At 56.3% G+C, this 24665-nt stretch carries 23 protein-coding genes and 1 pseudogene; 13 read left to right on the top strand and 11 right to left on the bottom strand.

The window, feature by feature from the left end; translation table 11 throughout:
* The first annotated feature begins 36 nt into the window (after positions 1-36).
* Complete coding sequence (locus DR88_RS18530) at positions 37-1320, top strand: putative acyl-CoA thioester hydrolase (RefSeq protein WP_004147666.1); 1284 nt, start codon at positions 37-39, stop codon at positions 1318-1320.
* A 272-nt stretch (positions 1321-1592) separates the two neighbouring features.
* Here DR88_RS18530 and DR88_RS18535 read toward each other — a convergent pair whose 3' ends face one another.
* Positions 1593-4280 (bottom strand): cation-transporting P-type ATPase, encoded by a 2688-nt coding sequence (locus DR88_RS18535; RefSeq protein WP_004147665.1) that lies wholly within the window; start codon positions 4278-4280, stop codon positions 1593-1595.
* 51 nt (positions 4281-4331) lie between these two features.
* Positions 4332-4763 carry a universal stress protein gene (locus DR88_RS18540; RefSeq protein WP_004183465.1) on the bottom strand — a complete coding sequence of 144 codons (432 nt, stop codon included), beginning with the start codon at positions 4761-4763 and terminating at the stop codon, positions 4332-4334.
* Positions 4764-5296: 533 nt separating this feature from the next.
* On the opposite strand from DR88_RS18540, the gene DR88_RS18545 reads away from it, so the two are divergent.
* The 3 genes from DR88_RS18545 to DR88_RS18555 are packed head-to-tail and all read left to right on the top strand — an operon-like array spanning position 5297 to position 10410.
* A complete protein-coding gene (locus DR88_RS18545) occupies positions 5297-6382 on the top strand; it encodes an efflux RND transporter periplasmic adaptor subunit (protein ID WP_004147662.1) in 1086 nt (361 codons plus the stop codon).
* Positions 6383-9448 carry an efflux RND transporter permease subunit gene (locus DR88_RS18550; protein WP_004147661.1) on the top strand — a complete coding sequence of 1022 codons (3066 nt, stop codon included), beginning with the start codon at positions 6383-6385 and terminating at the stop codon, positions 9446-9448.
* A 38-nt stretch (positions 9449-9486) separates the two neighbouring features.
* On the top strand, positions 9487-10410 hold the full coding sequence (locus DR88_RS18555; RefSeq protein ID WP_002895284.1) for an acyltransferase: 924 nt from the start codon (positions 9487-9489) through the stop codon (positions 10408-10410).
* A gap of 16 nt (positions 10411-10426) precedes the next feature.
* Here DR88_RS18555 and DR88_RS18560 read toward each other — a convergent pair whose 3' ends face one another.
* Both DR88_RS18560 and DR88_RS30455 read right to left on the bottom strand, forming a co-directional pair.
* A complete protein-coding gene (locus tag DR88_RS18560) occupies positions 10427-10933 on the bottom strand; it encodes a hypothetical protein (RefSeq protein ID WP_002895283.1) in 507 nt (168 codons plus the stop codon).
* Between the two features lie 204 nt (positions 10934-11137).
* A complete protein-coding gene (locus DR88_RS30455) occupies positions 11138-11284 on the bottom strand; it encodes a hypothetical protein (protein WP_004229842.1) in 147 nt (48 codons plus the stop codon).
* A 384-nt stretch (positions 11285-11668) separates the two neighbouring features.
* On the opposite strand from DR88_RS30455, the gene DR88_RS18565 reads away from it, so the two are divergent.
* Both DR88_RS18565 and DR88_RS18570 read left to right on the top strand, forming a co-directional pair.
* Positions 11669-11881 carry a biofilm development regulator YmgB/AriR family protein gene (locus DR88_RS18565; RefSeq protein WP_002895280.1) on the top strand — a complete coding sequence of 71 codons (213 nt, stop codon included), beginning with the start codon at positions 11669-11671 and terminating at the stop codon, positions 11879-11881.
* 81 nt (positions 11882-11962) lie between these two features.
* Complete coding sequence (locus DR88_RS18570) at positions 11963-12517, top strand: helix-turn-helix transcriptional regulator (protein ID WP_004151695.1); 555 nt, start codon at positions 11963-11965, stop codon at positions 12515-12517.
* A gap of 41 nt (positions 12518-12558) precedes the next feature.
* On the opposite strand, the gene DR88_RS18575 is transcribed toward DR88_RS18570, so the two are convergent.
* Positions 12559-13293, bottom strand: coding sequence for a MerR family transcriptional regulator (locus DR88_RS18575; RefSeq protein WP_004176830.1), 735 nt, complete (start codon positions 13291-13293; stop codon positions 12559-12561).
* A 155-nt stretch (positions 13294-13448) separates the two neighbouring features.
* Positions 13449-14660: a diguanylate phosphodiesterase gene (locus DR88_RS18580; RefSeq protein ID WP_004147656.1), complete on the bottom strand. Its 1212-nt coding sequence runs from the start codon at positions 14658-14660 to the stop codon at positions 13449-13451.
* A gap of 329 nt (positions 14661-14989) precedes the next feature.
* Here DR88_RS18580 and ycgZ point away from each other — a divergent pair, with 329 nt between their 5' ends.
* The 3 genes from ycgZ to DR88_RS18595 all read left to right on the top strand — a co-directional run bounded on the left by ycgZ (position 14990) and on the right by DR88_RS18595 (position 15986).
* Entirely contained in the window at positions 14990-15235 is a 246-nt protein-coding gene (gene ycgZ, locus DR88_RS18585; RefSeq protein WP_004151693.1) for a regulatory protein YcgZ, read from the top strand.
* Between the two features lie 127 nt (positions 15236-15362).
* Positions 15363-15668: a hypothetical protein gene (locus DR88_RS31270; protein WP_004147654.1), complete on the top strand. Its 306-nt coding sequence runs from the start codon at positions 15363-15365 to the stop codon at positions 15666-15668.
* 51 nt (positions 15669-15719) lie between these two features.
* A complete protein-coding gene (locus DR88_RS18595) occupies positions 15720-15986 on the top strand; it encodes a biofilm development regulator YmgB/AriR family protein (protein WP_002895168.1) in 267 nt (88 codons plus the stop codon).
* Between the two features lie 110 nt (positions 15987-16096).
* Here DR88_RS18595 and pgl read toward each other — a convergent pair whose 3' ends face one another.
* Positions 16097-17092: a 6-phosphogluconolactonase gene (gene pgl / locus DR88_RS18600; protein WP_002895166.1), complete on the bottom strand. Its 996-nt coding sequence runs from the start codon at positions 17090-17092 to the stop codon at positions 16097-16099.
* Positions 17093-17320: 228 nt separating this feature from the next.
* On the opposite strand from pgl, the gene DR88_RS18605 reads away from it, so the two are divergent.
* Entirely contained in the window at positions 17321-18139 is an 819-nt protein-coding gene (locus DR88_RS18605) for a pyridoxal phosphatase (protein ID WP_002895164.1), read from the top strand.
* On the opposite strand, the gene modC is transcribed toward DR88_RS18605, so the two are convergent.
* The 4 genes from modC to DR88_RS18625 all read right to left on the bottom strand — a co-directional run bounded on the left by modC (position 18140) and on the right by DR88_RS18625 (position 20955).
* Positions 18140-19198, bottom strand: a complete 1059-nt coding sequence (modC, locus tag DR88_RS18610; protein WP_004179075.1) for a molybdenum ABC transporter ATP-binding protein ModC — start codon at positions 19196-19198, stop codon at positions 18140-18142.
* Positions 19199-19200: 2 nt separating this feature from the next.
* The gene (gene modB, locus DR88_RS18615) at positions 19201-19890 is read right to left on the bottom strand and encodes a molybdate ABC transporter permease subunit (protein WP_002895159.1); all 690 of its coding nucleotides are present in this window, start codon (positions 19888-19890) and stop codon (positions 19201-19203) included.
* Entirely contained in the window at positions 19890-20663 is a 774-nt protein-coding gene (modA, locus tag DR88_RS18620) for a molybdate ABC transporter substrate-binding protein (RefSeq protein WP_004176834.1), read from the bottom strand. Before modA ends, modB begins: the two co-directional genes overlap by 1 nt.
* A gap of 142 nt (positions 20664-20805) precedes the next feature.
* Positions 20806-20955 (bottom strand): AcrZ family multidrug efflux pump-associated protein, encoded by a 150-nt coding sequence (locus DR88_RS18625; RefSeq protein WP_002895156.1) that lies wholly within the window; start codon positions 20953-20955, stop codon positions 20806-20808.
* 152 nt (positions 20956-21107) lie between these two features.
* Between DR88_RS18625 and modE the strand changes: the two genes are divergently transcribed.
* From modE to galE, 3 genes and pseudogenes are all read left to right on the top strand, one after another.
* Positions 21108-21896 carry a molybdenum-dependent transcriptional regulator gene (modE, locus tag DR88_RS18630; protein WP_002895154.1) on the top strand — a complete coding sequence of 263 codons (789 nt, stop codon included), beginning with the start codon at positions 21108-21110 and terminating at the stop codon, positions 21894-21896.
* 67 nt (positions 21897-21963) lie between these two features.
* Positions 21964-23436: pseudogene (modF, locus tag DR88_RS31265) on the top strand (molybdate ABC transporter ATP-binding protein ModF).
* Positions 23437-23645: 209 nt separating this feature from the next.
* Positions 23646-24662: a UDP-glucose 4-epimerase GalE gene (galE, locus tag DR88_RS18635; RefSeq protein ID WP_002895150.1), complete on the top strand. Its 1017-nt coding sequence runs from the start codon at positions 23646-23648 to the stop codon at positions 24660-24662.
* Positions 24663-24665: the final 3 nt, after the last annotated feature.

The raw sequence follows: 24665 nt of genomic DNA, 5'->3' as shown, positions 1-24665 counted from the left end.
GGGTATTTCACTACGCTTAATTTTGCCCGGAGCAACATGAACACATATTCCGTTTCCCGTCTGGCGCTGGCGCTGGCCTTCGGCGTGACGCTGTCCGCCTGTAGCTCGACGCCTGCCGATCAACAGCCCTCAACGCAGACTGCACCGGGCACTACCGCGCGTCCCATACTCAACGCCGAAGAAGCGAAAAACTTCACGCCGGCGGCCTATTTCCAGTCGCTGGCTCCCAACGCCGCCGCCTGGACGCCGTCTGCTATCAGCCTGCCGGCGCAGCCTGACTTTATCGTCGGCCCTGCGGGAACCCAGGGCGTAACCCATACCACCATTCAGGCGGCGGTGGATGCGGCAATTGCCCGTCACTCTAACCGTCGTCTGTATATCGCGATTATGCCGGGCGAGTACCCGGGAACCGTCTACGTTCCGGCGGCGCCGGGCGCCCTGACCCTGTATGGTACTGGCGATAAGCCAATCGACGTGAAAATCAGCGAAGCCATTGATTCCGAGATGGATCGCAACACCTGGCGTCGTCTGGTCAATCCAGGCGGTAAATATATGCCGGGTAAACCGGCGTGGTATATGTTCGACAGTTGCCAAAGCAAATCCGCGGCGACCGTCGGCGTAATGTGTTCCGCAGTCTTCTGGTCACAGAATAATGGTCTGCAGCTGCAGAACCTGACCATCGCCAACAACCTCGGCGACAGCGTTGACGCCGGTACCCACCAGGCGGTGGCATTGCGCAGCGATGGCGACCAGGTGCAGATCAATAATGTCAATATTCTTGGCCGTCAGAACACCTTCTTCGTGACCAACAGCGGCGTGCAAAACCGTCTGCAGGACAACCGTCAGACCCGCACCCTGGTGACCAACAGCTACATTGAAGGCGATGTGGATATCGTTTCCGGCCGCGGCGCGGTGGTGTTTGATAACACCGATTTCCGCGTGGTGAATTCCCGTACCCAGAAAGAGGCCTACGTCTTCGCGCCGGCTACTCTGAAGAGCGTGACCTACGGCTTCCTGGCGACCAACAGCCGCTTCACCGCCTCCGGGGATAACGTCGCGCAGCTCGGCCGCGCGCTGGACGTCGATGGCAACAGCAACGGCCAGGTGGTGATCCGCGACAGCGCTATCAATGAAGGCTTTAATATTGCCCAGCCGTGGGCGGCGGCGGTAGGCTCCGGCCGCCCGTTCAGCGGCAACACCGGCAGCGCCGATGACAAAGGCAATCTGCAGCGCAACCTCAACGACAACGGCTTCAACCGCATGTGGGAGTACAATAACCGCGGCGTGGGAAGCACCGTGGTCGCCGAGCCGAAACAGTAAAGCGCAACAAGCGTGAACCATAATAAAAGAGAGGGCGATGCCCTCTCTCAAACTGCTGACAACGTGCAATCTTCAGGAATTGCCCGGCGGCGCTGCGCTTGCGCGGGCCTACAGATAACTGCATAACGGTTTGATATTGAAGTCTTTCGTAGGCCGGGTAAGGCGAAAGCCGCCACCCGGCAGAAATGCGAGCACAATGACGAAACAGGTTGGTCGTCAGCCAGAGAGGGGGCATGCCCCCTCTTTTCTTTTTCGTTCAGCGCTTCACGCCGTCAGGCGGAACGCCATTTGCGGGTCAGCGGTTTTTCCAGTTCCACGATCAGGAACATGGCGAAGCCGATGATAAAGGTGATCACCCAGTAGCGGAACGGCAGCCCGGTGGTGCCGAACAGCATCTGCATAAAAGGCGCGTAGATAATCAGCAGCTGCAGCAGCAGCAGTACGCCGCTGACGATCCAGATCCCTTTGTTGGCCAGCAGACCTTTGGTTAACGAGAATCCATCCGATACGCGGCAGTTCAGCATATAGAACCACTGGGCGGTGACCAGAGTCTGCAACAGCACGGTACGAATAAACTCCGGCGAATAGCCGCGCGGCTGCAGCCAGGCTTCGAGAATAAAGGCGCTGACCGCAATCATTGACCCCACAAACGCTACGCGCCAGATGGCAAAGCCGTCCATCACGTGAATTTTCGGATCGCGCGGCGGCCGCCGCATAATATTTTTCTCACCGGCTTCAAACGCCAGGCCAAACGACAGCGTGGCGGAGGTGGCCATGTTCATCCACAGGATCAACACCGGCGTGAGCGGCAGTACGTTGCCCGCCAGCAGCGCGATCACGATCAGTAACCCCTGGGCAAGGTTGGTCGGCATGACGAAGAGAATGGTTTTCTTCAGGTTGTCATACACCCGGCGCCCCTCGCGGACTGCGCTGGCGATGGTGGCGAAGTTATCATCGGTCAGCACCATATCGGCGGCCTCCTTGGTCACCTCGGTCCCCTTGATCCCCATCGCCACGCCGACGTCAGCCTGCTTCAACGCCGGGGCATCGTTCACCCCATCGCCGGTCATTCCGACAATTTCTTTCTTACTCTGCAGAGCCTGCACCAGGCGGAACTTATCTTCCGGGCTGGTGCGGGCGAAGATATCAAACTGCTGCGCGGCTACGCTCAGCTGCGCGTCGTCCATCACCTCCAGCTCGCGTCCGGTAATGGCATTTCCCGCATTGCCAATCCCCAGCATCTTGCCGATGCTCATCGCCGTTTGCGGGTGGTCGCCGGTGATCATCTTCACGCGGATCCCGGCGTGCAGGCAGTCGGCAATCGCCGTGATGGCCTCCGGACGCGGCGGATCCATCATCCCGGCGACCCCTAGCAAAATCACCCCTTGCTGCAGATCCTGATGGGTCAGTTCGGTCTGGCCTGCGGCAGCCGGCTTCCAGGCTGCGGCCACCATCCGTAGCCCTTCCCGGGCGTACTCTTCAATTTTGCCTTCCCAGTACGGGAGATCCAGCGGCTGCAATCCGCGGTCGCTCTGCTGATACTGGCACAGGCGGAACAGGACATCCGGCGCGCCAGTGACCAGCACTACCTCCTCTTCACCCAGCCGGTAGAGGGTCGACATGTATTTATATTGCGAATCAAAAGGAATTTTACTGCGCAGTTCGCTGGTCAGCGGCGGCAGAGTGACCTTCGCCGCCAGCACCTTCAGCGCCCCCTCGGTCGGGCCGCCGGTGATTTTCCACAGCCCGCTCTCCTCTTTGATAAGCTGGCTGTCGTTACACAGATCGATGGTGCGCAGATAGCGCTCGAACAGCGAGCCGGGCGCGATCGTGACCGGCGTCGGATCGTCAATGGCGTGGATCTTACCGACCGGCTCATAGCTATCCCCTTCCACCCGATAGACGCTGTCGGCAGTGATCACCGCCTTCACCGTCATTTCGTTCATGGTCAGGGTCCCGGTTTTATCCGAGCAGATAACCGTCATCGCGCCGAGGGTTTCCACCGTCGGCAGCTTGCGGATAATCGCTTTCTGACGGGCCATCGCCTGTACGCCGAGCGACAGAATAATCGAGATAATCGCCGGCAACCCTTCCGGGACCGATGCCACCGCGAGGCTAATCAACGACAGCATCAGTTCGGAGACCGGCATATCGCGGAACAGCAGGCTAAAGACGAACAGCGCCGCCATCATCACCAGAATAAGGATAAAGATGGCTTTGCCTAGCTTGTCCATTTGCACCAGCAGCGGCGTGCGGTGTTTCTCAATGCCCGCCATCATTTGGTTGATATGGCCCAGCTCGGTATCGCCGCCGGTGGCCACCACGATCCCTTTTCCCGCCCCTGAGCTAACGGTGGTCCCGGAAAACAACAGGTTGCTGCGATCGCCGAGCGGTAAATCGCCGCTTAGCGGCTCGGTGGTTTTTTCCACCACCGTCGACTCGCCGGTGAGGATCGCCTCTTCCACCCGCAGGTTGTGCGCCTCAATCACCCGTAGATCGGCGGGAATACGGTCGCCGGCGCGGATCACCACGATATCGCCAGGTACCAGCGAGGTGGTGGGGATGGTTTCATGGTTGCCCTGACGGATCGCCACCGCCTCGCTGGACAGCATATTGCGGATACTCTGCAGCGATTTTTCCGCATTACTCTCCTGAATGAAGCCAATCAGCGCATTGACCACCGCCACGGCGAGGATCACCGCCATGTCGATCCAATGGCCCATCACCGCCTTGAGCAGCGCTGCCGCCAGCAGGACGTAGATCAGCACATCGTTAAAATGCGCAATAAAACGCAGCCAGGCGGGTTTACCCGGCTTCTGCGGCAGGGCGTTTTCGCCATACTGCTGCAGGCGCGTAGCCGCCTCTGTTCCGCTAATCCCTTCCGGCGAACTCTGCACGCTGGCGAGAGTCTCCTCGACGGAGCGCTGATAATAGGGCGCCCCCGGTTTATCTGTATTCATACTCTTTCCCTCGATTTCTGAAGCGGAAGTCAGGGCGACATCCCGCCATCATCAGCGCACAACGAACACTGGTACATGGGCATAGCGCACGATATTGGCCGCTTCCGAGCCCAGCAGATGAGTCTGGATACCCGGATTGCGCGAACCGACAATCACCACATCCGCTTTCAGCTCATCGGCCAGGGCAATCACTTGATCGCGAACATTGCCACTGCGCACATAAAGATGGCTGGCGTCTTCCGCAAGCCCATTTTTCTTCACCAGCTCGCTCAGCTTTTCCTTAGCGGTATTAAGCAAATGGTCTTCCATCTTTCGGGCATCAGAGATAAATCCGCGGGTTAATACAGGAGAAAAGGCCGGAATAACATGGATAAGATGAATTTGCCCGGCAGAATGTTGGGCGAGGAATTTCGCATGAGAGAGCGCTTTGTCGGCCAGGCCCGCATCAAACACGTCAACGGGAACAACGATATTTTTATACATGAGATAATCCTTTTATTACCAATACAATGCGTAGTGATGAATAGCCCCTTACTTGGGGAGGAACGAAATCTCAACAACAGAAGCGGCGAGCGGAATAGATGTTATTAAACGTAGCACAGGAAAATTAACATTAGAAAATGGCGGATTAATAGACTGAAAAATATTATAAAAACCGCATATTCCCTGCGGATCTCCTGCGCTTTCCCCTCAATGCCGCCAACGCTCGCGGCATTCTCTTTTTTAACACTTCATATTTTCTCCGACTATGCTGATTACAAGCAGGCATGCCGCTCCGAATGTCCGGTGGTCACAGTGGGGGCCGAATTAAATGACATTCACGGTTCGGGTGGGAGTAAAGGGAGGAAATTATGTTGGGTTATAGCCTGTTACGCCTGGGTTTGTTTGTCGCGCTGGCCATTGTCGCCTGCACAGCGGTGGGGCTCTTCACTTATCTGGTCGTAGCCGCTCTCGCAGAATAAGCAGGCGCCATGTAATAAAAATGTAAAATAAATCCTGAATCTGAGGGGAATATTGTGAACCGTTATTTTTCTCTCATCCCGGTTGTTATTATATTTACAACCGCTTGCGATCAGAAAGCCCCCACCGTCGAGTCCGCCCCGCGCATGGTTAAAGTGGCGCAGGTGACCGCCGTGGGCAATACCCAGCAGCGAACGTTTCCGGCACGCATTGAGTCTGGCGATTCCACCGAACTGTCGTTTAAGCGGGGTGGCCAGGTGGAGTCGCTAGATATTCGTCAGGGGGCAAGCGTCGCCCAGGGGCAAACGCTGGCGCGCCTGAATGCCCGCGAGGCCCAGCAACGGGTCAATGAGCGGCAAACGGCGGCCACTCTCGCCCAGCGTCAGTTCGACCGCTTCCAGACTCTGGCCGGGCGCCAGGCGATTTCCCAGGCGGAGATGGACGTGCAGCGCGCCAATCGCGATGCCGCCAATGCGGCCTTAAAAATCGCTCGCGAAGAGCTGGCGCAAATGAGCCTCATCGCGCCCTTTAGCGGGATTGCCGCCGGCGTGCATATCCGCAACCATCAGGTGGTCGCCGCCGGCCAACCGGTGATCACCCTGACGCGGACCGACCTGCTGGATGTGGTCTTCAGCATTCCCGAAAATCTGTTCACCTCCCTGGATATCCGCAATACCGCCTACCGTCCCGTCGTCAGGATCAATACCCTGCCGGGCCGCGAGTTTACCGCGGAATACAAAGAGCATACCGGCAGCAGCGACAATAGCACCCTCACCTGGCAGATCGTGTTAACCATGCCGCGGCCAGATGATTTTCCCGCCGTCGGCGGGGTCAGCGGCACCGTGACGGTCAATCTCGGTAATTTACCGGCCAGCGCCGGGCGGGAAACCCTCATTGTGCCAGCGGAGGCGGTGTTTAACCCCGATAACCGGCCAAAGAACGAGCCGGTAGTCTGGGTGGTGAAAGGCGATAACGCGCATCGATATCTTGAGGAGCGTAAGGTCACCGTCGGCGAGGTGACTTCGCAGGGAGTGGCGATCACCGACGGTCTCCGCGCGGGTGAACAGGTGGTTGCGGCGGGCGTGAGCGAGCTGCATGCCGGGCAGCCGGTGCGGGTCTGGACGCGTGAACGAGGATTATAAATGGATATTTCCCGTCAGTTTATTAACAACCCGACCCGCGTCTGGTTAGCCATTTTGCTGTTAGGGGTGGGTGGCCTGTTCGCCCTGCTCAATATCGGCCGCCTGGAAGATCCCGCCTTCACCATCAAAACGGCGGTGATCGTCACCCACTACCCTGGCGCGTCCGCTCAGCAGGTGGAAGAGGAGGTTACCCTGCCGCTTGAAAACGCGATTCAGCAGCTTCCCTCGCTGGATAACGTCAGCTCCATCTCCTCGAATGGCTTATCGCAAATTACGGTGAATATTGCTTCGCAGTACCATTCCAGCGAGCTGCCGCAAATTTGGGATGAGCTACGTCGCCGGGTCGGTGACGCCAGCCGCCTTTTCCCCCCTGGCGTAGTCCCCCCTTTCGTCAACGATGACTTTGGCGATGTGTTTGGCTTTTTCTTCGCTATCTCGGGCGACAGTTTTACCAACCCGGAGCTGGTGCGCTATGCCGAACAGTTGCGCCGGGAGCTGGTGCTGGTGCCGGGGGTCGGTAAAGTCGCTATCGGCGGCGTCATTCCGCAGCAGATCAATGTGGATATCTCGCTGGCGAAGATGGCGGCGCGCGGGATCACCCTCAACCAGCTCGCCGCAATCCTGGCCCGACTCAACGTGGTGTCCAGCGCCGGGGAGATCCGCGTTGGCAGCGAATCGATCCGCCTCCACCCCACCGGTGAGTTTCAGAGCATCGATGAGCTGGGAGATCTGCTGGTCAGCCCTCACGGCGCCAGCGCCACCACCCGACTGCGGGATATTGCTACGCTGTCGCGCGGGCTAACCGACTCGCCGGCCAGTATCTATCATGCCAACGGGCGCCAGGCGGTGACCATGGGAGTTTCTTTTATCCCTGGCGTCAACGTTATTGACGTCGGCCACGCTCTCGAGGCCCGCCTCCAGCAGATGGCCGCCGACAAACCGGCGGGCATCGACATCGATATTTTTTACGATCAGGCAGCTGAGGTCGCCCACTCGGTCAATGGCTTTATTACCAATTTTCTGATGGCCCTGGCGATTGTCGTCGGCGTGCTGCTGGTATTTATGGGGGTGCGCAGCGGGATTATTATTGCTCTGTCGCTGGCGCTCAACGTTCTCGGCACCCTGCTTATCATGTATATCTGGGGGATCGAACTACAACGGATCTCCCTCGGAGCGCTTATCATCGCCCTGAGTATGTTGGTGGACAATGCCATTGTGATTGTCGAAGGGGTGCTCATCGCCCGTCAGCAAGGCTCTCCGCTGCTGGGCGCGATTAACTATGTGATCCGTCGCTCTGCCCTGCCGCTGCTTGGCGCGACGATCATCGCCATCCTCGCCTTCGCGCCGATTGGCCTTTCCCAGGACTCTACCGGGGAGTATTGCAAATCGCTGTTCCAGGTGCTGCTGATCTCCCTGATGCTGAGCTGGTTTTCCGCTCTGACCATCACCCCGGTGCTTATTAAGTGGTGGTTGTTTAAAAACGCCCCGTCGGCCGCCGCCGCGGAGGAAAAGGCCGATCCTTACCGCGGCAGCTTTTACCGTGGCTATCAGCAGACGCTGCGAATACTGCTGCAGCAAAAGACCCTGACCCTGGTGCTGATGGGCGCGCTGTTAGCCGGAGCGATCTGGGGCTTTACCTTTGTTCGGCAGAATTTTTTTCCGTCATCGAATACGCCTATATTCTTTGTCGACCTGTGGCTACCCTACGGTACCGATATAAACGCCACGGAGAAGATGACCCGGGATATCGAGCGGTCGATAGCCGGTCAGCCGGGGGTGGTCACCACCGTCTCCACCATCGGCCAGGGCAGTATGCGTTTCATTCTCACCTACAGCGGGCAGCGCCAGTACAGCAACTACGCGCAGATTATGGTGCGGATGGATGATCAACGCGGCATCGCCCCTGTCACCCGCCACGTGGAGGACTGGATTGCCAGAAACTACCCGCAGGTTAACGCCAGCACCAAACGCATTATGTTCGGGCCCTCCGGGGATAGCGCGATTGAGGTGCGCATTAAGGGCCCAGACCCGGATACGCTGCGCGCGCTGGCGAGTCAGATAGGCGATATCCTCGCCGCGGACCCGGCGACCGACAGCGTGCGTAATGACTGGCAGAACCGCAGCAAAGTGATCCGCCCGCAGTATTCCCCGGCGCTGGGACGCGAGCTGGGGGTGGATAAACAGGATATTGATAACGCGCTGGAGATGAATTTCTCCGGGAGTCGCGCCGGGTTATATCGTGAAGGGGCCGATCTGCTGCCAGTGATCGTCCGGCCGCCGGAAGCAGAACGTCAGGATGCCAACCATCTGAATAATGTGCTGGTCTGGAGCCAGAGTCGCCAGCAATATATCCCGCTGAGTAACGTCATCAATGGTTTCGCCCTGGAGTGGGAAGATCCGTTGATCCTCCGCCGGGATCGTACCCGGGTGCTGACGGTCCAGACCGACCCCAGCCCGCTAAGCGGCCAAACCTCGGGTGATATTCTCGCGCGGGTGAAACCGCGCATTGACGCACTGCCGCTGCCCCACGGCTACCGTATCGAATGGGGCGGCGATGCCGAGAACTCCAGTGAGGCGCAGCAGGGACTGTTTACAACCCTGCCGCTTGGCTATCTGGTGATGTTTATCATAACGGTGCTGATGTTCAGTTCGCTGAAAAACGCCGTCGCCATCTGGCTGACCGTTCCGCTGGCGCTGATCGGGGTCACACCCGGCTTTCTGCTTACCGGCATCCCCTTCGGCTTTATGGCCTTAATCGGCTTGCTCAGCCTGAGCGGTATGCTGATCCGTAACGGCATTGTGCTGGTAGAAGAGATAGAGCAACAAAAACAGGAGAAAGATCAACGACAAGCTATTATTGATGCGGCAACCTCTCGTCTGCGGCCGATCCTGCTGACCGCCTTCACCACCGTACTTGGCCTGGCCCCGCTGCTGCGCGATGTCTTTTTCCAGAGTATGGCGGTGGTGATCATGTTCGGCCTCGCCTTTGCCACCGTGCTGACGCTGCTGGTTCTGCCGGTGATTTACGCCTGCTTTCACCATAAGGATATGACGCCTCAACGATGAACAGTACCGGTCTGAGCATTATCAAGACATTAGGCTGTATGACAGCGGTGACCTTTTTCACCATCTATAACACCTGGGATCGCTTTGATTATGACTATCACTGGATCCTCGGGCTGCTGACCTTTATCTCGACCATCGCGACGCCGCTGTTTTTTGTCGTGGCCGGCTATCTTGATGCGCAGACGCGCCACGATGCCAACTGGCAAATTGGTAAAATTAAAAGCGTGGTCATCGTCTTTCTGTTTTGGGTGACGGTCTATTATGTCTGGGAGCCTTACCAGCGCGGCTACCTGATCCAGCCCTGGTTTATTTTCGCCCTGATTGTCATCTATACCTTTCATCCTTTGATCGCCTGGCTCAGCCAGCGGCGCGGGCTCTTTTTCGCCGTGCTCCTGACGCTGCTGTGCTGCTCCTACGGTTACGACCTGCTCTCGGTGATCTACCCGGACAGACATCTTTTCAGTTTGCCGCCGCAGTATCGCCTGTGGACATGGCTACTGTTTTATTTAACCGGGCAGTTGTTTAACGATCCAAAGGTCGCGGAGTGGATACGCAACCCACAGGTGATTAAAGGGTCGATTATCGCCCTGCCCTTTGTCTATTTATTTACCTGGTTTTATGAACGCCATTTCTTCTTCGCCCTGTTTAAAGCAGATCGTAATGCGTTCATTCTCACGGGATCGCAAATTTATATCCTGATCGTCCTGCTGGTGATCGCCGCTAACGCCGTGCAGTTTAAAAAGAACCGCGAGTGGAAAGAGGCCGTGCTGGCGACGGTCAGTAAAGCGATGACCGGAGTTTATATCCTCCACTATTCCGTGTTTCACCTGCTAGTGATGCTCATCCCTGTGCATTCGCTAGCCACCAAGTTGGGGGTAATAGCGCTGACCTTTGTCCTGTCGGTGCTCATTTCCCTTGCCGCGCTCTCCAGTACGCTGCTCAGGAAGGTGATTACCTTGTAACCGACAACGGGACGATTTAGCGGAAGCTCCACTGGATACTAATCACAAACACGCTGGGAATAATAATGCCGCTTTCAACGGCGAAATAATCGGTGAAGTTATACTGGATAGCGTGGTAGATATAGGGTGAAAAGCCGATCCCCGTGGCGTCCTTAAAGTCTTTATAGGAGCCATGATCGCCGCAATGCTCGAAGGCGTCGAAGAAGAATTCGCCGGTATAGCCGTAAACGCCTTTGAAGGTCCACCCGCTGCCGCTGTGGTACCAGTCTCTTCTCACCCCCAGCGCCAGGCAGCGATCGTTGAAGCTGTTATTCATAGTGCCAAGCAGAAGGCTGTATTTGGAGTCTGCAGAGAATTTCCGCTCCACTGAGAAAAAATGATTTTCGAAATTCTCTGTATATTGTCCGTGATTATTGGTCAGATGGTAAACATAGGAACCGGTATTCACAGAATAGAGGTTAAGTTCGTTCGCCTGCGCGAGAGAGGCTAACCCGGCCAGGAGCATCACGCTTTTGCCGCGCATTTTCCCTCCTCAGTCCTCAAGGCCTGTCCAGGGACAGAAAGCTTTTGCCGTATTTACCGGTCGTGACAGGAGTATAAGACTCGACAGGGAAATGGGGGAAAAATAACGATGCCAAACCGCCGCGTCGTTACCAAAAAGCGTAGCACAGCCCTTATTCGCCAACAAATCGAATGGGCCGTTTACGACATGGCAGACGTTACCCCTTTACCTTACTGTGCAAAAAGCAGACAAAGCCTCATCATATTTTCCGCTATGCTCAGAGTCCGACGCGGAAGAAAGCCACCTGTCGACGACAGCGTTGCTGTTTACCCCTTCGCGCGTCGGCGCAATTTCATGCATTTCGCCAGCCATGACAGAATTTTCACAATTGGCTTTCTTCTACCATCATCAGCTTCTTCCCGCTGGTTTTACAGCTAAATCCTGCACAACCCGACTTTTCTGTACAAGTTATCACTTAATAAAATTGTTATAAATCAACAAATTAAAACACACACAAAAAATAAGCCGTTACGTTGTACATATAGTAATGAAAAAAGTTGTACATAGTGAAATCAGCGTCTATAGTTTTGGAGTGTTAACTGCTTGTTGCGCAACAAAGCGGGGAAGCTTGACGATTGCGCAGCGAGTCGGACGGTGGTTCCTGGTTATACATTTCCTGTTCGTGACTTGGCGCGTACCAACGGTACGCTGCGACTTTTATTGTCTGTTTGCTTTATACGTGGGAGAGTTCGAGCTATGCATATTAAAAATACCATTCCAGCAGAGTTTGTCTTCAATTCGGCCCTGATGAAGAATATTGAGAATACGCTCATTAAGCAGCACAGAACGGTAAATAATGAGCGGATGATTACGGAAATCCAGCATCGTCTGCAAACGGAAAGTAACGAAATACTTTCCGATCTCTATCTGCAGGCGCTGGATATGCTGTACAGCAAACCTCATCATTAAATAAACCCACTGTGCTGGCAGCAGGCTTCGACCTGCTGTACCGGCGCGCCTGGGTCTCTATCGGCTAACTGAGGCAAAAAAATGTCACACCATAATACTTGCTATCGTTCTGAGCATTACGATCTGTGGTTTGATAATGGTTTTCTTCTCTATGGGATGTCGCTGATCCTGAATAGCCTGCCGGCATCTTACTTCCGCAAAAAACATGTTTTCTTCACCAGCGACAATTATTTCGCGGTACTGCAGCACAACTATAATCGGCGGGATACATTATTTATTCTGTTAACCGAAGGCAACGATCTTAATTTTCTTAGTGAACTGCCTATGCTGCGCTTACCGGCCAACTCGACGCCGGAAGAGTTAAAGATATTTCTGCATCAACCCACCCGCTATTACAAAACCCATCCGGCGCCAGGCGCCTCGGTGCAGTTTACCGAGCGGGAAAAGAAAGTTATTCAACTTATCAGCAATGGCGAAGCGGTCGCCAGCATTGGCCGGTCGCTAAACCTGCATATAAAAACCATTTATCAGATCCGGCTGAATCTGATTAAAAAGCTCGGCTGCAGCGGTAGAACCGATTTTTTTAATATCAGCCGCAGCGAAACGTTCAAATCCTGGAGCCAGATTCACCTGTAACCCAGCACTCAAGCCCTGATCCGCACCACGGATCGGGGCGCTTAATTTTGGCCGTGAAAATGGATGCTGAAGCCCTGCTCCTGCCAGTGGCTGAGCAGCTCCTCCTGCAGAGGCGTGGCGGCACGTCCGGTCCAGACGAAAATATGCTGCCCGGGAAATAGCTCAGGCCGCGGCGACTCCAGCGGTTCGGCGAGAACGTTGACATGCCAGCCGCGTTGGGAAAGACGCCATGCCTCCAGCCACAGACGCGTCCTGTCCTCATTGCTCCAGCCCACCAGCAGCGTCTCTTTGCCATTTTTTTTACGCGCTTCGGCGAGAAACAACGCTACGCAGTCAATTAACAGGCCGTCCAGCATGCTGCTAATCACCAGCGAGGTATTCTGATCCAGCTTGAGACGCTGTCGTACCGGCACTAACAGGCTATCGATGAGGGTATCAACGGGGTGTTGATGACTGAGCGCCATTAATTTGGCGCGGATTCTGGCGGGCTGCATATAACGCAGAATGGACATCATCTCTTCCTGAAGATGCGCGGATTCATCGCGCGCCGCCGGCAGGTTATCCTCCAGCAGCGCTTTGACTTTCCCTACTGATACACCGCGCTCTATCCAGCGCTTGATCTCTTCGATACGCAGGATATCTTCTTCATCAAATTGTCGATGCCCGCCTTCGCTACGCTGCGGTTTCAGTAGACCGTAACGACGCTGCCAGGCGCGCAGTGTGACCGGATTGATTCCGCAACGTTCGGCGACTTCACCGATACTGTAAAACGCCATAGCAGCCTCACATCAACCTGATACCTTAATACCTAAACTAACGAATTCAGGCATCCTGTACAACTCTATTTTCTTGTACAGATAAAGATATCAGGTTGCGGCTCACAGCGCCCGGGAAAAAAGATGAAAAAATGTTTAGCTGATTTCGCGGTGGTTCATTTTTTCTCCGGCCATGCGACGGCGGGTAGGCCCCCCAGGCGCGCGCTGGCGAACAAATTGCCCTGAAACTGTGAAATACCGGCTGATTCCAGCCACATCCACTCTTCAGCACGCTCAACGCCGACGGCTGAGACCGCAATCTCCAGAGAAGTACAGCATTTGATAATCGCCTGTACAATCGACTGGCGCGGTCCGTCCTGGTGGATATTGCGGATCAGCTCATGGTCGATTTTAATTCTGTCGGGTTGGTATTGCGCCAGCAGCGATAGCCCGGCAAACCCGGCGCCGAAGTGATCGATGGCAAGATTAATTCCCGCGCCCTTCAGTTTGCGCACCGCATCGGTAAAATCGTCCATCCGCGAAATCACTTCCCGCTCAGTGAACTCGACAATAATCTGCTCCGGAATAAGGTCATTGCGACTAATTTCGTCGAGCAGGAAAGCCACCGCATTCGGCGCTTTGACCATGGTCATCGGCAGTAAATTAATGCTTAACGCCTTATTACGTAAACCTAATTTTCCCGCCAGCGACAACGCCACCCGTTTACTGTGCAGGTCGGCGAGATAAATATCGTCCCCGGTCAGCCCGGCAAAATAGGCGCCGGGGGATTGCCCGTCCGGTGTACGCAACAGCGCTTCCCACGAAATAATTTCGCAGGCGAAAGGGTCGACAATCGGCTGGAAGGCAAAGGAACAACCTTCCGTATTATCGATAATCGGGGTATCAGGATAGAACGTCTCCTTATCAGGAATAAAAACCCAACTATCTGCGGAAGGAATCTCAAAATAGTTCGCTTTTTCTGTGGCTTCGACAAAAGTACGGAAAAATTGCAGCGCCCGGTCATCATAGGTGAGCTGATATTTTGACGTCCCCCGGTCCATCACCGCCTGCAGAACTTCCTCGCGATCGTGTTCGCGTAAATCAAACAGTTCCATCCCGACCTTACCAAAACGACGGGACGGCGCATAATCGCAAAGCAACTCCACCAGATTATAGTGGCGAGGATCCCGGCAGATATGCTGATAAATATCCTGAACCTTTTCTTCAGGCCCCTCAATGAGTTGAAAAAAATGCGTCCCGTTAAAAAGTAAAATACCGGTGACGTCCGCCTGCCCATTTCTTTCGTTTGCCCTGGCGACCATGGCCTCGATCGATTTGAATGAGACATTGTCGCAGATATGGCTGCGATAAATGATGGTGGTTAGCATAGTGATTCCAGATGGGAGGGATAAGCATTCACAGTAGCAGTTATCAGGCTAAGGGTCTCGTAAAACTACGTTTTGTCTTAACAAAAAAGATACACTAAAAATCCCTTTTTTGTGCAAGGTTTTCCCTTTTTTTCTTTCCTTGTACAACATGCAACGCTAAACCCCACCTTTACAAGCCAGAACCGCGCCAGGCAAAAAAAATTAAACAATTAAAAATCATATAGTTAAACTAACATGAATCATTATTGTGCAACTTTGTGTGTACAGGTTAATAATTATTGTATAAGTTTAATGGCAGTTAACAGATGAATGAAATGAAAGGAGCACATATGCAGCAGAATGGTTACATTCCAGATACAGCGAACGCAATTGCCCAGTATTTCAACAAAGCATCTTTGCCTTCCCAGCAGGAAACCCTGGGTCAGATCGTGATGGATATTCTTAACGAAGGGCGTCATCTCAACCGCAAAGCGCTATGCACCAAACTGTTGAGCCGCCTGGACCGCGCTCGCGCGCCGGAGGAAGAGAGCCACTATCAGACCTTAATTGGTCTGCTGTTTGCTGGCCAGGAATAACGTCATCGATCGTCGCCTGTTGCAGCGCCGCAGTAGCAGATGAGGGGCGATCGCTTCCACAAACCTGCTGCTGACCTGAATGCCCGTTCGCCTATTCAGGAAAAGGGTGGCATGCATAGAGACGGTTATGAATAACAGTGAAACTGAGGAAATAACCGATGAAATCATCGGCGAGGCGGTTCTAGCGCTTCTGAAAACGAATCGCCCGATTACCACCCCGACCCTGCTGGTTCGACTTCGGTTAATGCAGGCGACAGAACCAGATCGCCAGCGTAGAAAGATCATCGCTGCCGTGATCGAAGAAATTTGCGCGAAGCTTATCCGTCAGCGGAAGTACGCGCCTTTACAGGTAAAGAAAATCAATGGCCGTTGGGAAACCAGAGGTTCGCTGGCGCCAGACAGCATGCCGTCGGAAGCTAAAAAGATCCACTGATTATCCCAACCATGGTGAATTAAACAGAGTGAGAATGTGATGAGACAGACTATGCATCAGCAACCAGATATTTACGCAAGACTGCAGGACACCGCGCTCTCCGACTATTTCCGTAACGCCGGTGATAAACTGGTTGATGAGTCCGCCGTCATGTCGCTCGCCATCAACAGTATTCTCCAGTCCGAGGGTCACCTGAACAATAAGGCCATTATTTTATGGCTGATTCAGGCGCTGGAAACCACCGATGACGTGGTGACCGCGGACGTGATCCGAAAAACACTGGAGATTGTCGTTGGCTACACCATGGACGATATCTAACGTCGCCACGCTTCTGGCCCGCCAGGACAACGCCTTCTCCGCAGAGCCTGTCCGCTCTGAGCAAAAAAAACCTCGCTAAGGCGAGGTTTTTTCTTTTACCTGATGGCGGTTCAGTGGGCGTTGACCACCACCCACATCGGCCCCTGCCCAACCGCATAGCGGCCTTTCTCCTGCAGCAGTCCCTGCTCACCGACGATGTCGTACACCGCGATATGGTGCGACTTCTGCCCGGCGGCAATGAGATATTTACCGCTGTGATCGAGGTTAAAGCCGCGCGGCTGGGTCTCGGTAGGCTGATAGCCTTCTACCGCCAGCACGCTACCATCTTCCGAAACGCTGAACACCGTGATGATGCTGGCGGTACGATCGCAGGCGTAAAGATGACGGCCATCCGGGGTGATATGAATATCCGCCGCCCAGCGCACGCCGCTAAAATCAGGCGGCATCATATCCAGGGTCTGTACACATTCGATGTTGCCCTTAGGATCTTTCAGCTCCCAGACGTCAATCGAGCTGTTTAGCTCATTGACGCAGTAACCATACTGCTGGTTGGGATGGAATACCATGTGACGCGGACCGGCGCCCTCGACGGTCGTCACTTCCGCGGGCTCCTGTGCCGAGAGGAAACCATCGTCGCTGAGGGTAAACAGGCAAATGCGATCCTGCTTCAGCGCCGGCACCCACAGGGTGCGATTATCCGGGGAGATATTGGCCGAGTGGCAGCCTTCCAGCCCTTCCACCACGGTGATGGTTTCGCCCGGCAGGCCGTCGTGCAGCGGGGTCACGCTGACACAGCCCTGATTGTAGGAGGCGCTGAAGACAAAGCGGCCATGACGATCGGTAGAGATATGGGTCGGGCTGCCCGGCAGCGCAGCTTCGCCCGCAAAGGTTAACGCCCCGTTATCCGGCGTGATGCGATAGGCCAGCACGCGAAACTCCGGACGAACGCCAACGTACAGAAATTCCTTGTTGGGGCTGACCACCATCGGCTGGACCTGCCCTGGGGCATCAACCACCTGCACCAGCGTCAGTTTGCCGTCCGCTTCAAGACTCCAGACATGGATTTGTTGGCTTTCCGGGCTGGCGGTATAAACGGTTTGTTTCATGACTACTCCTTCCCTCACTGCACGTGGAATTTTCATTTTCAGGATAACAGCACCCTGAAAATTATAAGACATCCGCCCATGATACTCGCATCGTCCGCCGAATTTCCGCCGGACGGCGGCACAAAGGGCATACAGACATTCACGGCAGATGTGGAAAAATTGGTCCTGACGCCACGGCGGTGTACCATCATGGCCAGGTCACTTTTCAACATCAACCGGAAATAACACATGACAACACGCGTGATTGCCCTGGATTTAGACGGCACCCTGCTTACCAGCAAAAAAACCATTCTGCCCGCTTCGCTGGAGGCACTGGCCCGCGCCAGAGAGGCAGGCTATCAGGTCATCGTCGTCACCGGACGTCATCACGTCGCTATCCATCCTTTTTATCAGGCACTGGCTCTCGATACACCTGCAATTTGTTGTAATGGCACCTATTTGTATGATTATCACGCAAAAAAGGTTTTGGCCGCCGATCCTATGCCGGTAGAGCAAGCGGTAAGCCTCACTGCCATGCTCGCCAAACAGCAGATCCACGGCCTGGCATATGTGGACGACGCGATGCTTTATGAACACCCCACCGGGCATGTGATCCGCACCCGCAACTGGGCGCAGGCGTTACCGGAAGATCAGCGTCCGGTTTTCGCTCAGGTCGATTCGCTGGCGCAGGCGGTTCGCGAAGTTAACGCGGTATGGAAATTCGCTCTCACCGATGACGACATTCCCCGCCTGCAGCGGTTTGCGCAGCAGGTTGGCGAGACGCTGGGCCTCGAGTGCGAATGGTCGTGGCACGATCAGGTGGATATCGCGCGCGCCGGCAACAGCAAAGGCAAACGCCTGGCGCAATGGGTGGCCGACCAGGGGCTGTCGATGCAGGATGTGGTGGCCTTCGGCGATAACTACAACGATCTTAGCATGCTGGAAGCGGCGGGCACCGGGGTGGCGATGGGCAACGCGGTGGACGAGGTGAAAGCCCGCGCCAACATAGTCATCGGCGACAATGAGTCCACGAGCATCGCCGAGTTTATCTACCGCCAACTGCTGTAATCAGGCGGCGATCGACACGCTTTTGATCTGGGCAAACACCTGCTGACCTGGCGCTATCGCCAGGTCGTCCCGCGCCCATGGGCTAATCCTGGCCCATAGCAGACGGTCACTCACTCTGAGCTGCACTTCAATCTGTCCGTTGACCTCCAGACACTGAGCCACCTCGGCGCGCAAGATATTGCGGATGCTGGTCCCGGACGGCTGGGCCAGTGTCAGCGAAACGTCCGACGCCTGAATGCGGATCCGTGCGGTGTCGCCTGCGGGACGTTCGAGCCGGTTGACCCACAGCAACTGGTCCCCCAGCGCCAGGGCCGTCATCGCATACTGCGGATGCTGCGCGGCGACGGTGGCGCTGAGGATCGTACTCTGCTGTTCCGCGGGCAGCCAGGGGTGCATCACGCTGCTGCTCCAGACCTCCTCCAGCGGACCGAAAGCTTTCACCTTACCGGCCTCCAGCACCAGCACGCGATCGGCCAGATGCTGGATCTCATCCAGCGAGTGGCTGACGTAGAGCATCGGAATATGGATCTCCTGCGCCAGCCGCTGCAGGTAGGGCAACAGTTCGCGTTTGCGCGGAATGTCCAGCGAGGCCAGCGGCTCATCCAGCAGCAATAGCTCCGGCGCGGTCAGCAGGGCGCGGCCGATGGCCACTCGCTGCTTTTCGCCGCCGGATAACCGGCCCGGCAGACGATCCAGCAAGGGCGCAATCCCCAGCAGATCCACCAGCTTATCGAACTGGCTGACCATGGATTTCGCCATCCCATACTGCAGATTGCCGCGCACTTTATAATGGGGAAACAGGCGCGCATCCTGAAAGACATAGCCGATACGGCGCTGCTCCGGCGCCAGGCAGATACGCTGCGCGGTGTCGTTCAGCACCCGGCCATTGAGCACGATCCGCCCCGCCTGGGGTCGGGTCAGGCCGCTGATGGCGTTAATCAACGAGGTTTTGCCCGCGCCGGAGACGCCAAAGACGGCGGTGATCCCGCTGGCGGGCAGAGTTTCACGGATCTGCAGGCAGTGGCTACCGAGGGTCTGGGTAAAGTCCAGCTCCAGCATCATTATCCTCCCATGCGCTGGCGGCTCACGCGGGCCAGCCATTCCGAGATCAGCAGCGAAACCAGCGCCAGACCGATGGCGATGAGGCAGAGGCGGGCCGCCGCCCCCTCCCCGCCCGGGGTTTGAATCAAGGTGTACATCGCCGAAGGGAGGGTGCGCGTTTCACCGGGAATATTGGAAACGAACGTGATGGTCGCGCCAAACTCCCCTAACGAGCGGGCGAAGGCCAGCACCGTGCCGACAATAATCCCCGGCAGAGTCAACGGCAACGTAATGGTCAAAAATACCCGCCAGCGGCTGGCCCCGAGGGTTCTCGCCGCTTGCTCCAGTTTGACGTCCACCCCTTCCAGCGCCAGGCGAATGGCGCGCACCATCAGCGGGAAAGACATCACCGCCGCCGCCAGCACCGCCCCGCGCCAGCTAAAAGCAAAGCTGATGCCGAACCAGTCATACAGCCAGCTGCCAATAAACCCGCGCCGCCCCATGGCCACCAGCAGCAGATACCCCACCACCACCGGAGGCAGCACCAGCGGCAGATGGAGAATACTGTCGAGCAGTGCCTTGCCGGGAAAGGTGCGCCGGACCAGCAGCCAGGAAAAAAAGATGCCAAAGGGCAGGCTCAAGGCCACCGCCAGGGAGGAGACTTTCAGGCTCAGCAGCACCGCCTGCCATTCGGGTTCGCTCAGAAACATCAGCGGGTGGTAAATCCGTAACGTTTAAAGATAGCGGACGCTTCCGGCCCTTTCAGGTAGTCATAGAAGGCGCTCACAGCCGCATTGCGGTGCCCATCGACAATCGCCAGCGGGTACTCGACTTTCTGATGCGAGGCTTCCGGGAAGGTGCCGACCACTTTCACCCCCTTGCTGGCCACGGCATCGGAGCCATAGACAATCCCCAGCGGCGCTTCGTTGCGCTCCACCAGCGCCAGCGCACCGCGCACGTCTTCAGCCGGGGCGAGCTTCGGCGACAACGTCTCCCAGGCACCGAGTTTCTGCAGTGCCTCTTTGGCATAGATACCGGCCGGGACATGCTGTGGATCGCCCACCGCCAGACGGCCTCCTTTCAGCAGGCTGGTCCAGTCGGTTTTCTCATCAATGGTTATCGCCCCCTGCGCACTGGCTTTCGGCGCGACCACCACCAGGCTGTTGCCAAGCAGAGTGGCGCGGGTTGCCGGATCGATGGCCTTTTTATCTGCCGCGTAATCCATCCATTTCTGATCGGCGGAGATAAACAGGTCCGCTGGCGCACCCGCTTCTATCTGCCGCGCCAGCGTTGAAGACGAGGCAAACGACGACACGACCTCGACGTTTTTTTCTTTCTTGTACGCCTGGGCAATATCCTGCATCGCGTTGGTTAACGATGCGGCGGCGAAAACGGTCACTTTACCCTCTGCCGCCAGCGCCTGACCCGCGACGCACAGCGTGAGTGATACCCCGACAACCCCGCGTAACCAAGAACCTGCCATCTTACTCTCCTGTCAATGCGTTATGTAGTCGATAATATAACGATATGCGAAGCGTTTTTATAGTGATACAGGACAATAAAACGAAGGGAAATGATACAGGAGGGAAATAGCACAGCGCCCGGTTAAACCGGGCGCCGGGAAATCAGTGATTTTGCTGGCTGCGATCTTTGTGGCCTACGCCGGAGAAGAGGTTGAACACTTCGCCAAGACCGTAAATCAGTCCCAGGATGACCGCCATCACCACCGGTACCATGATGACCGCAAAAACCAGACTTTTCAAAAGCTCTAACATGGTTCACTCCAGATAGTATGATTTCCTGATTGTAACGATTTCAGCCGAAAAAACACGTCCCATTTGTGCGGTGGGTAATGACCAACCGCGCAGAGAGGTTTTGCAAGTGGGCGACTATCGGTCACAATACCCTTTTTTGTCAGGAAACGATTATGCAGGCCGAAATTCTTCTCACCCTTAAGCTACAGCAGCGCCTGTTTGCCGATCCGCGGCGGATCGCCCTGCTCAAACAGATTGACCAGACCGGTTCGATAAGCCAGGGGGCGAAGCATGCGGGTATCAGCTATAAGAGCGCTTGGGATGCCATCAATGAGATGAACCAGCTCAGCGAACAACCGCTGGTGGATCGCGCCACCGGCGGAAAGGGCGGCGGCGGCGCGGTGCTGACCCGCTACGGGCAGCGTCTGATCCAGCTGTACGATCTGCTGGCGCAGATCCAGCAGAAAGCGTTTGATGTACTCAGCGATGACGATGCCCTGCCGCTGGATAGCCTGCTGGCGGCCATCTCGCGCTTTTCCCTGCAGACCAGCGCCCGCAACCAGTGGTTCGGCACCATTACCGGCCGCGATCGCCAGCAGGTGCAGCAGCACGTGGAAGTACTGTTGGCTGACGGAAAAACCCGCCTGAACGTCGCCATCACCGCGCAAAGCGCTGAGAAGCTGGGACTCGATGAGGGCCAGGAGGTGCTGGTCCTGCTCAAAGCGCCATGGGTCGGCATCACCCTCGATCCCGCAGCAGCCCGCCAGGCCGATAACCAGCTGTCGGGACGTATCAGTCATATCGAATGCGGGTCCGGACAGTGCGAAGTACTGATGACCCTGGCGGACGGTCAAACCCTGTGCGCCACCCTGCCACAGGCGCAGGCCGCTGGCCTGGCGGAAGGAACGGAGGCGATCGCTTACTTCAATGCCGATCGCATCATTCTCGCGACGTTATGCTGACCCCATTGACATTACGCGCCTGAAGTCGTATCCCTGATGCACATCGCTGCAAAAAATGGGATACATCATGTCATCATTGCAAATTTCGCAAGGCACGTTTCGCCTGAGCGATACAAAGACCTTAAAAATAGACCACCTGAGCGTGGCGGCGGGTGAAAGCTGGGCGTTCGTCGGCAGCAACGGCAGCGGCAAATCCGCCCTCGCGCGGGCCCTGGCAGGCGACCTGACCCTGCTCAGCGGCCAGCGCGAAAGCCACTTCTCCCGCGTGACCCGCCTCTCCTTCGAACAGTTGCAGAAGCTGGTCAGCAACGAGTGGCAGCGCAATAACACCGACCTGCTCAGCCCAGGCGAAGAAGACACCGGCCGCACCACCGCGGAGATTATCCAGGATGAGGTGAAAGATCCTGCCCGCTGCGCGCGCCTGGCCGAACAGTTTGGCATCAGCGCCCTGCTGGACCGCCGGTTTAAATACCTGTCGACCGGGGAAACGCGTAAGACCCTGCTGTGTCAGGCCCTGATGACCGATCCGCAACTGCTGATCCTCGATGAACCTTTCGACGGTCTCGACGTCAACTCCCGCCAGCAGCTTGCTGCCCTGCTGGCCGACCTGCACAGCGCCGGCATCACCCTGGTGCTGGTGCTCAACCGTTTCGATGAGATCCCGGAGTTTGTGCAATTCGCCGGCGTGCTGGCTGACTGCACCCTCAGCGAGACCGGCGAGAAGTCTTCCCTGCTGCAGCAGGCGCTGGTCGCCCAGCTGGCGCACAGTGAAAAACTGGACGGCATCACCCTGCCGGAGCCGGATGTCCCACCGGCCCGTCATGCGCTGGCAGACTCGGCGCCGCGTATCGTGCTCAACGACGGCGTGGTCTCCTATAACGATCGCCCGGTCATCAATCACCTCTCATGGACCGTGAATCCAGGCGAACACTGGCAGATCGTCGGTCCCAACGGCGCCGGTAAATCTACGCTGCTGAGCCTGGTCACCGGGGATCATCCGCAGGGCTACAGCAACGATCTCACGCTCTTTGGCCGCCGGCGCGGCAGCGGTGAGACCATCTAGGATATTAAAAAGCATATCGGCTACGTCAGCAGCAGCCTGCATCTGGACTACCGGGTCAGCACCAACGTCCGCAACGTCATCCTGTCGGGCTATTTTGACTCGATCGGCATTTATCAGGCGGTCTCCGACAAGCAGCATAAGCTGGTGCAGCAATGGCTGGATATTCTCGGCATCGATAAGCGCACCGCCGACGCGCCGTTTCACAGTCTGTCGTGGGGCCAGCAGCGGCTGGCGCTTATCGTCCGCGCGCTGGTGAAGCATCCAACCCTGCTGATCCTCGATGAACCGCTGCAGGGGCTGGACCCCCTCAACCGCCAGCTGGTGCGCCGCTTTGTCGACGTGTTGATTGGCGAAGGGGCCACACAGCTGCTGTTTGTCTCGCACCATGCAGAAGATGCCCCGGACTGTATTACCCATCGCCTGGCGTTCGTTCCCAGTGGAGACGGTTACACTTATCAGCTCGGCCCTGTGGCCTGACGCCCCCTGCCGGGGATCGAAAGATCCCTGGTATTTTTCAGAAAAATAGCGCCAAACAAACCTAATACATTGAATTAAAATTAAAAATATAAAATTTACGTTATTTACACCCCAAGTGTAAACGATTCCACTAACTTGCCCTATGTCACACTTTTCACTTCTTTGATATGCTATCTTCCTCACAAACGATAAGCCGAATGGAGCGAATCATGAAAGTTCTGGTTACAGGTGGTAGCGGTTACATTGGAAGTCATACCTGCGTTCAACTGCTGCAGCAGGGACACGAGGTGGTGATCCTCGACAATCTCTGCAACAGCAAGCGCAGCGTACTGCCGGTGATTGAACGTCTCGGCGGCAAAGAAGCCACCTTTATTGAAGGCGATATTCGTAACGAAGCGCTGATGACGGAGATCCTCCACGATCACGCCATTGAGGCAGTGATCCACTTCGCCGGGCTGAAAGCCGTCGGGGAGTCCGTCGCCAAGCCGCTGGAATATTACGACAATAACGTCACCGGCACACTGAAATTAGTCTCTGCCATGCGCGCCGCTGGCGTGAAGAACTTTATCTTTAGCTCCTCCGCTACCGTCTACGGCGATCAGCCGAAAATCCCGTATGTCGAAAGCTTCCCGACCGGCACCCCGCAAAGCCCTTACGGCAAAAGCAAGCTGATGGTAGAGCAGATCCTGACCGACCTGCAGAAAGCCCAGCCGGAGTGGAGCATTGCCCTGCTGCGCTACTTCAACCCGGTCGGCGCCCACCCGTCGGGCGACATGGGGGAAGACCCGCAGGGGATCCCGAACAACCTGATGCCCTACATCGCCCAGGTCGCCGTTGGCCGTCGCGAATCGCTGGCCATTTTTGGTAACGACTATCCGACCGAAGATGGTACCGGCGTGCGCGATTACATCCATGTGATGGACCTCGCCGATGGCCACGTCGCGGCCATGGAAAAACTGGCTGACAAAGCCGGGGTGCATATCTACAACCTTGGCGCCGGCGTCGGCAGCAGCGTGCTCGACGTAGTCAATGCTTTCAGCAAGGCCTGCGGCAAACCCATTAACTACCATTTCGCGCCGCGCCGCGATGGCGACCTCCCGGCCTACTGGGCGGATGCTGCCAAGGCCGACCGCGAGCTGAACTGGCGCGTAACGCGCAACCTGGACGAAATGGCGCAGGACACCTGGCACTGGCAGTCCCGTCATCCGCAGGGTTATCCAGACTAAGGA

Source organism: Klebsiella pneumoniae, from assembly GCF_000742135.1.
In the GTDB taxonomy this organism is placed as follows: domain Bacteria; phylum Pseudomonadota; class Gammaproteobacteria; order Enterobacterales; family Enterobacteriaceae; genus Klebsiella; species Klebsiella pneumoniae.
The sequence above is the reverse complement of the archived record's forward strand: the minus strand, read 5'-3'. Positions and strand labels throughout refer to the sequence as shown.